At 50.3% G+C, this 12786-nt stretch carries 8 protein-coding genes; 3 read left to right on the forward strand and 5 right to left on the reverse strand.

All coding sequences use genetic code 11. The features are described from left to right. The first annotated feature begins 11 nt into the window (after positions 1-11). A complete protein-coding gene (gene galK, locus ACR9YC_RS10805; protein WP_438727480.1) occupies positions 12-1166 on the forward strand; it encodes a galactokinase in 1155 nt (384 codons plus the stop codon). Between the two features lie 13 nt (positions 1167-1179). Here the strand turns inward: galK and ACR9YC_RS10810 are convergent, their stop codons facing one another. The 4 genes from ACR9YC_RS10810 to ACR9YC_RS10825 form a co-directional block, all read right to left on the reverse strand. Next, complete coding sequence (locus tag ACR9YC_RS10810) at positions 1180-2781, reverse strand: sodium/sugar symporter (RefSeq protein WP_438727483.1); 1602 nt, start codon at positions 2779-2781, stop codon at positions 1180-1182. 60 nt (positions 2782-2841) lie between these two features. Continuing rightward, the gene (locus tag ACR9YC_RS10815) at positions 2842-5340 is read right to left on the reverse strand and encodes a glycoside hydrolase family 3 N-terminal domain-containing protein (RefSeq protein ID WP_438727486.1); all 2499 of its coding nucleotides are present in this window, start codon (positions 5338-5340) and stop codon (positions 2842-2844) included. Then, the gene (locus tag ACR9YC_RS10820) at positions 5337-6329 is read right to left on the reverse strand and encodes a glycoside hydrolase family 16 protein (protein WP_438727488.1); all 993 of its coding nucleotides are present in this window, start codon (positions 6327-6329) and stop codon (positions 5337-5339) included. Before ACR9YC_RS10820 ends, ACR9YC_RS10815 begins: the two co-directional genes overlap by 4 nt. A 132-nt stretch (positions 6330-6461) precedes the next feature. Further along, positions 6462-9233, reverse strand: a complete 2772-nt coding sequence (locus tag ACR9YC_RS10825; RefSeq protein ID WP_438727491.1) for a TonB-dependent receptor — start codon at positions 9231-9233, stop codon at positions 6462-6464. Positions 9234-9465: 232 nt separating this feature from the next. Here ACR9YC_RS10825 and ACR9YC_RS10830 point away from each other — a divergent pair, with 232 nt between their 5' ends. Then, on the forward strand, positions 9466-10524 hold the full coding sequence (locus ACR9YC_RS10830) for a LacI family DNA-binding transcriptional regulator (protein ID WP_438727494.1): 1059 nt from the start codon (positions 9466-9468) through the stop codon (positions 10522-10524). Continuing rightward, positions 10521-11771 (forward strand): MFS transporter, encoded by a 1251-nt coding sequence (locus tag ACR9YC_RS10835; RefSeq protein ID WP_438727497.1) that lies wholly within the window; start codon positions 10521-10523, stop codon positions 11769-11771. The genes ACR9YC_RS10830 and ACR9YC_RS10835 overlap by 4 nt, the downstream gene beginning before the upstream one ends. A 21-nt stretch (positions 11772-11792) precedes the next feature. On the opposite strand, the gene ACR9YC_RS10840 is transcribed toward ACR9YC_RS10835, so the two are convergent. After that, positions 11793-12779 carry an ROK family protein gene (locus ACR9YC_RS10840; RefSeq protein ID WP_438727500.1) on the reverse strand — a complete coding sequence of 329 codons (987 nt, stop codon included), beginning with the start codon at positions 12777-12779 and terminating at the stop codon, positions 11793-11795. Between the last annotated feature and the right edge of the window lie 7 nt (positions 12780-12786).

The raw sequence follows: 12786 nt of genomic DNA on the forward strand, positions 1-12786 counted from the left end.
TGGCATCACACATGAACACAAAAGACCGTGCCATTGCGGCATTTGAAGCGCAATTTGGTCGGGCGCCGAGCGCCATTATTTTTGCCCCTGGCCGGGTTAATCTGATCGGTGAGCATACTGATTATAATGACGGCTTTGTTCTGCCTATGGCCATTCAATATGGCACCTATCTCGCCATCGCCCCGCGTGATGACAGTCAGTTTTGCGCGGTCGCCGCAGACTTTGATGGGCAGGTTGACAGCTTCGCGCTGGATGATGCAATAGTCCCTAATCCGCAAATATCATGGTCGGCCCATATTCGCGGCATTGCCCATAGTTACCGCCAGCGCGGCCTTGCACTTTCCGGTATCAATGTCGCCATTGCTGGTGATGTTCCTGCGGGTGCAGGCCTGTCATCATCTGCTTCACTTGGCGTCGGGCTATCGGTAGCGCTTGCGCATGTTAGCGGCCAAAACACGCTTACTGCGACAGACCATGCACTTATAGCGCAGCAATCGGAAAATGCGTTTGTCGGCACCGCTTGCGGCATCATGGATCAGCTTGTCTCTGCTCGCGCCGAAGCAGGTGCAGCTTTGATGATCGATTGCCGATCATTAGAAACAACACCCGTCACCATGCCGAATGATCTGTCAGTGTTGATTGTGCATTCAGGCGTTGAACGTGAATTGGCGGACAGCGCCTATAATGAACGGCGAGAGCAATGCGAGAATGTGGCCAAGGCAATGAATGTGCCTGCCTTGCGCGACATCAATATTGAACAATTAGAGGCCGCACAAAACAAGATCCCCGATATTGCCTTTCGCCGAGCGCGCCATGTGGTGACAGAAAATGCGCGCACCCTTGCCGCTGCTCAAGCCTTTAAAGATGGCAACCATCAGCAATTGGGTGAGCTGATGGGGCAATCGCATCTTTCCATGCGCGATGATTTTGCAATCACGACGCCAAAGGTCGATGCACTGGTTGCATTGCTGCAACAGGCTATTGGCAAACATGGCGGCGCGCGTATGACCGGCGGCGGCTTTGGCGGGTGCGTCGTGGCCATCATGCCCCAGTCCCTGCTGCCCAGCATCATGCAGCACGTCGAAACGCATTACCAAACACCCAAAGGCGCTAAACCCTTGATGATCGCAGCAACGCCCAGCAGCGGTGCAGATTTATTGTCCTAAAACCTGAGCGAACCTACCAGAGATAGACATATAGGCCGATCAATATTGCTGCGACCATTACGGACATAATATTGAACAATCCATTGGTGGAGAAGCTGATATCATTGAGCTGAACAGCCCCGCGATCTTCACCCTCTTCCTGCTGATGTGTTACAGATAGTGACAGCAGAACAGCTGTTGCCAGACAGGCGATAAACACAATCCATACCCGGATAATGAAAGGTATATCTGGCGCACCGAATTTCAGTGCAACATTAAAGACAATGGAACCAATGAGCGCACCGAAAGCGCCAATGGCCGTTGTCTTACTCCAGAAGAACCCGAGCAGAAAGACCACCACAATACCCGGCGCAATAAAGCCTGAATATTCCTGCACCGTCTGAAAACCGCTTGCAAAGCCACCGATAAACGGTTTGGCCAAAATCAACGCTAAGCCAAGGGCAACAAATGTTGTTACCCGGCCCACCGTGACATAATGTTTCTCGCTTCGGCCTGATGCCCAGCCTTTATAAATGTCCATGGTGAAAATGGTCGAGATGGAATTCATCATCGATGCCAATGAGGAGACAATCGCCGCGATCAATGCTGCAAAAACCAGCCCGCGCAGACCAGCAGGGGCCAGCTTCATGAGCTCGCTATACGTATTGTCAGACTTTGCAGCGAGCGCGCCGCCATCAATCGCGCCTTGCTGCGCCAGCACCACAGCGGCGATACCCGGTATCACCACGATTAGTGGAATAAGCAGTTTCAGAAACGCAGCAAAGGCCAAGCCTTTTTGCGCCTCAGCCAGCGATTCTGCACCAAGGGCACGTTGAATAATATATTGATTGAAACCCCAATAAGAGAAGTGAAGCACCCAAAGGCCGCCAAGCAAGGTCCATATGCCCGGCAAGTCATCATAAGACGGGTGGCTTTTATCAAGGATCATGGTGAAATGGCCGGGCATTTCGTCATAAAGCCGGGTCAACCCGGCCCACGCACCGCCATCAGCGCCGCCCACCTGATCCAGCGCGATCCATGTAATCGCCACGCCGCCCAGAATAAGAATAACCACTTGAATGATATCGGTCAGCGCAACCGCTTTCAGACCACCATATACCGAATAGAGCAAGGCAAAGGCCGCCAGCGCAGACATGGATATCATGATCGACCAGCCGGTGAGCGATGACACCGCCAAGCCGCCAAGCCACAATACTGTGGTTAGATTGACCGCCGTGTACAAAATGATCCAGTAAAAAGACATCATGGTTTTGACGCCGCTGCCATAACGCTGATCAAGGAATTGCGGCATGGTGTAGATTTTGCGTTTCAGAAAGATGGGCAAGAACCATTTGGCCACCACAATCAACACAATTGCGGCCTGCCATTCATAAGCGGCAATCGCCATGCCAACGACATAGCCCTGCCCCGATTGGCCGATAATCTGTTCAGCAGAAATATTAGACGCGATCAGCGATGCACCAATCGCCCACCACGGCAAAGAACGGCCAGCCAGAAAATAATCTTCAGTGTTTTTGCTGCCGCCAGCAGGCTCACGCGATACCCACAAGGCGATGCTGAAAAGACTGAATGCGTAAAGCGCAATGATGATAAGATCGATTGTTGTCAGGTTCACGTCATATTCCCCATATTATCATCACCATTATCACACAAAGCCCCTGTAAATGCCGCTAAGCTATTGCATATATCTCGTACAATCCGCTGATGCCGATTTGCTGGCCACCAATTTTACAGAGTGGATAGCAATACGTGCTACACTTGCCGTCTTGAAAACAAAAGGCATTTTCGTTTTTGATGGATCAAAACCAGCCTCAGCGAAACAGGTCAATGGGATCTGCGCCGATGTCCAGCCCTTGCCTTTGGCCGTTTTAACAATGTTAGAGGCATTCACTTCTCCGCCGCAGCCCTCTCCGCAGCCCAGCGCGATGTGATAACGCCCATCTGCTGCCTCCTCGACCTTCCATTCGATGATAAGGTCTATCGGGCCATCTATACCTGCATCGGCCAAGTCGACCACACGGTTGGAGCGTACACTAAATTGCCCTTCGGTTGCGCCCGACCAGATGATTTCGCGCGCATCTTCCTGTGCTTTATAGTCAATACCGCGGGTCTTCACCGCGCCGCTTATGCTTGCGCTGACAAGAGCAGGCGCAGGAATATTAGCATTTGAACTATCCCCGAGATACAGGCTCAATCCAGCAGCCGCATCGCCGCGTTCCAAAATGTCACCATCAAAATTATCCGCCAAATCAATACCGGCATCTTCTGACAATGTGGCGACTTCTTTGTGCGCCTTATATGTCAGGCCATAGCCCAGAGAGAATAAAGCGCCTTCAGCATCAGGGCCATTCACTGGTGCGCCGTCGCCCAATTTTGGCCAAGAGAAAGATAATTTGCCCGTAAAGTCATGCCGCGCGTTGCCCTCAGCATCAGCAACAATAACGTCCGCCACGCCGCCGCCTTCTGTGCCGGGTAACCATGCGGCAACAAAGGCATCAGACGCATTGATATGCTGATTTACCCACATTGGGCGGCCTGAGAGGAAGACAGCCACAACAGGGATATTTTGTGATGTAAAGGACTGCAAAAGCGCCAGATCTTCACCATCTGATTTTTCATAAACCAGATCGCTACGGTCACCGCGATATTCCGCATAAGGCTGTTCACCAAACACGATGATTGCGGCATCAGGACGCTTTGAAAAACTACCATCAACCGACAATGTCGCTGTTCCGCCACCAGCTTTCACCGCCTCATTTATGCCAGCAAAAATGCTCTGCGCGGCGCCAAATTCATCATTGCTGTTGCCATCGCCTTGCCAATTCAGAGTCCAGCCGCCGGTCTGCTGTTGCACGCTATCCGCACCACTGCCCGCGACCAGAATATTCTGGCTGGGGTTGAGCGGTAATAGGCTATTATTGTTTTTCAACAGAACCAGCGATTTGCGTACAGCTTCACGCGCAATCGCACGATGTTCATCTGTACCGAGGAAATCCGAGTTGCTGGTTGTACGCTGTGATGGTTTCTTGCCGTCAAGCAATCCAGAACGGATTTTTACACGCAAGATACGCTTCACAGCTTCATCAAGTCGCGCAATATCAAGCGTACCATTATTGGCAGCGGTCAGCAGGTTTTTGTAAAGATCACGCCAGCTATCAGGTGCCATATACATGTCCACGCCTGCATCCAGTGACGCGACACAATCCGTGGCCGTACAACCGGGAATTTCCGCATGGCCATTCCAGTCGCCAATCACAAAACCTTTAAAACCCATCTCCCCGCGTAATATGTCGGTCAGCAGCTCTTTATAGCCGTGCATTTTTGTGCCGTTCACACTGGAGAAGCTCGCCATGACCACTTGCACATCATTGGCAATGGCCGGGCCATAGCCTGCACCATGCAGTTTCAACAAAGCATCAAGATCACCAATGGTATCACCTTTGTCGATGCCAAGCTGCGTGCCGCCATCCCCGACAAAATGCTTCGCAGTAGCGATCACTTTATCACCTTGCAAAAACCCGTCTGATTGTGGTTCACCTTGCAGGCCGGCTACCATCGCGCCCGAATAGGCAGCTACGATATCCGGATTTTCTGAATAGCTTTCATAGGTGCGGCCCCAGCGGTCATCTTGTGCAACCGCCAAGGTCGGCGCGAAGGTCCAATCCAGACCTGTTGCCCGGATTTCTTTTGCTGTAACCGCAGCGATGCGACCGATAAGATCAGGGTCATTGGCAGCACCAAGCCCTATATTATGCGGAAAGATGGTCGCCGTTTGCAAATTATTATGGCCGTGAACAGCATCTGTGCCCCATAATAAGGGAATGCCGACACCGCCATCGGACGTATCTGTAGACGCATCCCAATATTGGTCGGCCAGTGCAATCCATGCATCGGGGTCAGCCGTCTTACCGCCACCCGGCGCAGAGTTTCCGCCGTTCAAAACCGAACCCAGATTATATTTTTTGATATCCTCTACAGAGACAGAAGCAATATCAGCTTGTATGACTTGGCCGACTTTCTCTTCCAACGTCATTTTGGCAAGAATATCTGTAGCTTGGTCTTCAATTGCCTGTTCAGCAGGTGACAATGTTTCCGTGAAAAGCGACGAGCAGCCTGTCACGAAAAGCGATAGGCAAGCAACAAGGTAAACCGCCGCGCGAGACTGGGTTGTCATTGGGTTGCTCCCTGATTGGTCGATTGCGTTGCGCCAGATATTTGGGTCTGCTCTTTTGTATCCGCTACAGCTTTTGTCTTGGCCTGATATACGCGGACATAGTCAATTTCCATCTGGGCCGGAAATGCTGAAGCCTTAACCCCTTTTTGCCCGCCCCATGAACCACCAACAGCTATGTTGAGCAACAAATGCTGGGGTTTGTCAAAAGGCCATTTGCTCGCTTTGTTGCTGTCTTTTTTGTAAAGGAAATTTGGCTTATCATCGATACCGAAGAGCAGAAATTCCGGCATCCATAAAAGCTGATATTTGTGCATGACATCACACGCATCTTCAATTGTCCGCTTGGTGGTTTTTTGTGTACCCCGGCCGAAATTATAAGCCGATGTATGCACAGAGTGATGGATCACGCCTGGTTCGAAACCGACATGTTCCATAATATCTATTTCGCCGCCCTTAGGCCATTCAATATCAGCAGATGGCAACATCCAGATAGCAGGCCAAGTACCTACACCACAGGGCAGTTTGGCACGTATCTCAAAAAAGCCGTAAGTCCAATCACCCAGACCTTTGGTGATCAGACGCGCCGAGGTATATTCCTGCTTGCCCCAATCAGGATAGTCCGCTGCGCTAAGCGTTTCTTCGCGTGCCTCTATGATCAGATTGCCATTTTCAACACGCGCATTCTCCATGCGATCAGCAGAATAATATTGCTTCTCATTGTTGAACCAACCCTCGGTATTGCGAAAGACATCATATTCCCATTTGGTTTTGTCAGGCAGGCCAGGCGTGGAAAATTCATCTGACCAGACCAGCTCAAAACCCGCCGGTATGGTTGTTGGTACAGTCTCACCCACAACATTCTCTGGCTGCGCTAATAGTGCATCATTCGATGGCGGCTGTGTTTCTAAGTCTTGCGCCGCTGCGACTGCGCCCCAAAGCATTGCAGTGCCGAGCGCCACTAATGAAAGAGTCGAGGCAAGGTTTCGCATAAGTTGCTCCTGATCAAGGTCACTACCAAATCTATCATCGCTGGTTTGAACAAGGCGATATTTGCCGGCACACAGGATGAAGCATGACTTCAAAAACCTGTGTGCCGGGCGCCCCTGTTCACATAAGCGCGATTAGAATTTCGCGCGGAAGCGTGCGCCATAAGTGCGTGGGCGCGTGAAGAAGCGGGTATTATCAAATTGCGTGATAATAATCGCAGCTTCGTTGATCGTGTTGGTGACATTGTTGGCATAGACTTCGAAGCGATATTTGCCGTCGTCATCAATGGTATAACCAGCACCAATATCCAATGTGAAATATCCGCCAATACGGTCAAGCAAACGACCATTGGACACTTCTGTAGCATTGCCATCCGCATCAAATTCCAGGCTGTTGAAAATCGTATGGAATTGTGACGAACGATAGCCGCCGGAAATCACATAATCGAGCTGACCTTCGGGCAATTCGATAACTTGTGAGAATTTCGCATTCAGCTGCCAACGCGGAGTACGCGGCAGGCGGCGGCCGTTAATCGGGCGGAATACTGCGTCATCAGGTGCAACATCGGCCTGGAAACGGAAATCCTGAATGTCTTCAGCATTTTTAATCCGTGCTTCCAGCCACAATACACTGAAATCAAGGCTGATATTTTCCGGCAGATCAAACCCGCCTTCAAGTTGAGCACCGTAAATTTCAGAATCGGCAGCATTAAAGCTGAATGACACCACCAATGCCTGGTTTGTACCATCTGGTAGGATTACATCCCCCGCTCCAAAATTGTTCTCAAATTCAACAGCCTGCGCAACTGATAGCAGTGACGTAAAGACTTGGTCACTATAGTCATTATAGAATAAGGTACCGTTTAAACGAACACCGACATTACCGATGTTGAACTCGTTCTTAGAACCAAATTCATACAGAATGACTTGCTCAGTATCGAATGTTGGTGCGACACCCAGATCGCCAAGATTGTCATTAAAACCACCTGATTTATGACCATTCGCCACCAAGAAATAGAGCAGATTGTCTGGAGTTACATCATATTCTGCGCGCAAGCGCCAATCGACAAAATCATCCTGGAAGCGACCATCCTGTTGGAAGATTTGGCCGCCAAAAGGTACGCCGAACAAGAATTGACCGGTGTTCGGATCACAGAACAAGTCATCACTGCTATTGGTTTCGATACATTCTGGGCGTCCTTCAACAAAGTTAGGATCGCCGCCAAATGGGCCAAAATCGAAGATCTCATCAATATTGTCACGCGCACCAAATTGAGCGATACCATTAGCATGAAAGGCAAACACTTCTTGATCGCTAATATTGCCGTCACCGTCCGTATCTGGATTAAATATAGTGCGATCACGTCCAGCAAATTCAAAACCTTCGGTGCCAACACGGACACCTAAGCAACAGCTGAAGCCAGCGCCGCCAAGAGCAAGACCATAGCGTGCCGCCACACCTGTTCTTCTCTTGCTATCATCTGTATAACGGATACCCGCTGTAAACCGCAGGTTATCTGATACCTCATAGGTGGCATCTGCATAAGCAGCATAAGAGTCAGTATCAACTGTGGTGTTAAACTCAATGCCCTGAAAAAAGGTATCACGGTCACCTGTTGATGCCAGAAATGCAAATTGGTCTTCACGGAAATAAGATGCGCCAACACTCCAGATAAAGGGCCCTTCATTATTGAAAACGCGAAGTTCGTTAAAGAATGAACGGGAATCCGTAATTGATTGGAAGCGCGAGAAGTTATCAAGCGACTCTTCCAAAACAACGGCAGGATCAATCTGCGGCGGCGAACCATCCAATGGGATGCCCGACAAGCGATCAATAACGCCCGGGAAATCAGGGCTTAACGGCGTTGTTGCGATGTAATCATAAACAACGTCACGATAGCTGCTGATAAATTCGATGTTAAAGCCTTCGCCTTCATATTTGATATTGGTGCTGATGCCCCAATGATCTGTATCCTGAACAGGTGTAATACCACGCGCAATAACATCACGCGGATTACCGATACCGATCTCACTCAATGGTACTTCACGACCTTCAATTTCCGACAAATCTTCGGCTACGCCCAAAGGCAATGCGAAGTTGGTGCCAGTATAGCCTGTTCCTGTTTCACTGATATATTCACCAGCCACCAAGATGGATAAACGGTCAGTAGGCTCCCAATAAAGCTGGGCACGGCCTGCCAGATTTTCTTCAGCTTCGGCAACGTCAATGCCCTGAACCGGGCCGACATTGTCATAATAGCTATCATGGTCGAGATAGAGGCCTGCAAAGCGTACAGCCACATTATCCGCCAATGGGATGTTCAGTGAACCGCGCAGTGATTTATGGTTGAAATTGCCATATTCGGCTTCAACCGACCCATCAAAGATACCAAGGCCTGGCTTGATAGTGATGGCGTTAATCGAACCTGCCGTTGCGTTACGGCCGCGGATTGTTCCTTGTGGGCCAGTATTTACCTCAACACGGGCAATGTCATAAAAAGCTGAACCAATACCGCGTGGACGGGGAATAACGACACCATCAAAGTGGAAAGCCGCTGCCGGATCACCGATTTCAGTATTGTTGGTACTGCCGATACCGCGAATGAAAACTTCAATATTACCCTGATTATTGGCCACTGAAAGGCCAGGGACATTGCCTTGAAGGTCAGTGATATTCTGAACACCAATGGCACGCAGCTCCTCACCAGTGAAGGTAGAAACAGTGCCTGCGAAATCTTGTAAGTTTTGCTCTCTGCGTTCTGCAGTAACGATGATTTGATCATCGTCGTTGTCAGCAACCTCTTCCTGACTTTCCTGAGGTGCCGGAGCAGCCTCTTGTGCAAATGCTGGTTGAATAAGTGCGACAGACGCGACGCTGCCCATTAGCGCAAGGCTAAGTACCTTCATATAAACATCCCCTTTTGTGGTGATTTTTCGTCGAATCACTCACTATCTAGATAGACACTGCATGTGAACGTTCACAACAAAAAAGTGAACGTTCACAATTTTGCTAGTCTTTTGCGTGATTTACGCTATGCTATATCAAGATTTTGGCGATATGCGCTGCCATAGTGCGGCGCAAAAGACACATATTTCTTATGTGTTATAGCCTTAGAATATGCAGATTAGGGTGTGAGTTTTGCAACGCAGTTCGCGCAAAAAATCTATAACGATTAAGGATGTAGCTTCCGTAGCTGGTGTGTCTTACCAGACGGTATCCCGCGTGATTAACGACTCGCCCAATGTCAAAACCGCTGTGCGTGAGAAAGTCCGCAGCGCAATAGACGAGCTAGGCTATGTTCCCAATATTGCTGCGCGTCGTATGGGCGGCAGTCGCTCTTATTTGATATTGGCCATTAATGACCGCGCACGCACTTTAGACAATTGGGCAGTTGGGCGCGGCAATGACTGGGTCGACCAGATGCTCTATGGCGGCATGATGGAAAGTGAAGACCATGGTTATCGGCTGGTCTTTGAATTGGTTGATACAGAGCAACCCGCAGCATCCAAACAATTGGCAACCGCAATCTCGTCTCTGCGGCCAGATGGCGTCATCCTAACCCCTCCTCATAGTGAGAATCAGGATTTGGCAGATTTGCTGGACGCCAATGGCACACCTTATGCGCGCATGGGGTCAATCGGCAAAACCGATGGCGTCAATGTCATTATGGATGATGAAGCAGCAGCATTTGCGGCTACCCAGCATCTTTTGGAAATGAATCATCGCAAAGTGGCGTTCATCTCTGGTAGTCCGGATTATCTGGCGTCCTCTTGCAGGCTTGATGGATATCGCGCAGCCATGAAGCAGGCCAATGCCGAGATTCATCCCGCATGGGAGCAACCTGGAGACTTTAGCTTTGTTTCAGGCGCTAAAGCGGCGAACACACTGTTCACTATGGATGACAGGCCCACTGCCGTAATTGCCAGCAATGATGAAATGGCATTTGCTGTTCTGCATGAAGCAGCAAAGCGCGATATATCCGTGCCTGACCAGCTATCTATTATCAGTTTTGATGATACACCCGGCGTACGTTTCAGTGTGCCGCCTTTAACCGCTATTCGCCAGCCTATTGCTGCCATGGCAAAAACCGCCGCGAAGGAATTGATCCAGAACGGGGCGAGTGCGCAAACAGGGAAAGAAATCACCCTGCCCTTTCAACTTATTGTCCGCCAGACCACTGGTCCGGCACCAAAATGAATGCCAACCATGCGTCGCCAGATTTGCGGCGTTTCATCGCGTTATATGCCTGTGCCAATATCGGCGTGGTCATGGTCTTCATACCGTTATTGACCCTAATCCTACCGATAAAAGTCAATGCCATCGCCCCAGACAATAAGCTGGTGTTGCTCAGCATTATTTTGTGCGTCGGTGGTCTAATGGCCAGCATTGGCAACATCATTGCTGGCTGGCTGAGTGATAGGGTTTTTCAGCGGCAAGGACATCGCTTTGGGCAGATATTCATTGGCCTGATAGTGACCATCTTGTCTTTCTACATATTTTGGCGCGCCAATGACTGGGTCAGCCTGATTATAGCCATCATCATCTTCCAGCTAAGCCTAAATCTGCTTTACGCTCCCATGGCGGCCTTGCTTACTGATTATATCCCTGACCAGAATAAGGGGCGTGTTGCTGCATATCTGAACCTGGGTGTGCCGATGGCCAGCCTTATTGTCGCGGTTTTGGCGCTCACAATCTTTGATACCGAAGCGGCAAGGCTATCTGCTATAGCTGTGCTATTGCTGCTTATGGTCTTGCCTTTATTATGGCTCGCGCGGCTGGGCAAGATACCGCCAGCGTTGCAAAACGACCAACCCATCACGGCATTGCCAGTTTCCGAAGACGCAGACCCTGTGCATATGCCGGATCTGCGCTGGGCGTGGGTTTCGCGTTTCTTTATACAATTTTCAGGCGCGATGCTGTTTGGATATATCGTATATTATCTGCAAGATATTGTCGGCTATGCGGCAATCTTTCCCGATGAAACAGTCGATCAGGGCGTCGGAATTCTCAACATCCTCGCCATCCCGTTCGGCATTACCGCTGGTCTGGGTGCAGGCTATATATCGGACCATATTGGGGTAAGGCGGCCATTTCTCTATGGCACGGCTGCATCTATTGCACTGGCTTTGGCGGTGCTGGCATATATTCCCAGCTGGCCATTTGTTCTATTCGCCTTCACTCTGTTCAGCGCAGCAATAGCGGCGTTTCAGACCATAGATACAGCGCTTGTCACGCAAATAATTGCGCATTCGCCAAAACGGGCGCGGATCATGGGCTATATGAACCTTACAAATACATTGCCCGCTATCATCACACCCGCGCTAGCGCTGATATTGAGCAGCAATAGCCTGCCCAATCAAGTGATCATCAATCTGTTGACCCTGTCTGCATCACTCGCTGTCTTCGCCATCTTTGCGATAAGCCGAATAAAATCTGTTAAATAAGGCCTGGTCTGTCAGCCGCTATTAGGCAGGGTAGCGCTGGACAAAGGCGGCGGCTGCACCTGTTAGTCCAGGTTCTTCAGACACCAAACGCTTAACGCTAATCCCCTGCATCAAGGATAGAAAACGCCCTTTGGCGATAAAGCGCTCGCGAAAACCTGATTGATCAAATTTGCTGCCAATGCGTGCACCAAGACCGCCCGCCAAAACCACCATATGCGCGCCATGCGCCAGTGCCAAATCGCCCGCAACACCGCCTAAGCAGAGGCAATAACGGTCAAAAGCGGCATTCGCCAAACTGTCTTCACCGGAAAGTGCCAGCGTCCATAACGCTTTATCATCCAATGTCTTGGCAGGACTATTCTCAATCTCAGCCAGCACCTTATAAATGGTTTTCAGTGCCGGCCCTGCAACCATGCGTTCGGCAGAACCACGTCCATGATTTTTGCGTAGCGCTCCCAAAATCCGGTCTTCCACCGCATCATGCGGCGCAAAATCAATATGACCGCCTTCTGTTTCTGTGACGAAATATTGCCCGCCGCGCCACAACAGATAGGAAACGCCCAGCCCTGTGCCCGGCCCGATAATGCTGACCACACCATCCTGCTGCGGGTCGCAATCTTCTGGCCCGCAAATATGCGCCAACATATTCGGTCCAGCCTGCGCGGCGGCATAAGCAACAGCACCGAAATCATTGACCAGTGTAAACCGCTCTAAACCGAGTTTTTCCGAAACTTGCGATGGGCGCAGCATCCAACTGCTATTGGTGAAGGTCATAACGTCACCATCAACGCGCGCTGCCGCTGCAATCGCGCCGTCGCTTGGTAATGGCCGGTCTATCTGCCGCGCATAATCCTCCCATGCAATTTGCAGACTGGCATGGTCGGCTGTGCGCAATGTACGCTGATGCGTCAATGCTTTCAGCATGCTGCCCTGCATTTGCGCAATGGCGAAGCGAGCATGGGTGCCGCCAATATCCGCCACCACAATCTCATGAAGATTTTCAGACATGATCTTT

The organism is Parasphingorhabdus sp. DH2-15, assembly GCF_051668705.1.
Lineage (GTDB): Bacteria > Pseudomonadota > Alphaproteobacteria > Sphingomonadales > Sphingomonadaceae > Alterisphingorhabdus.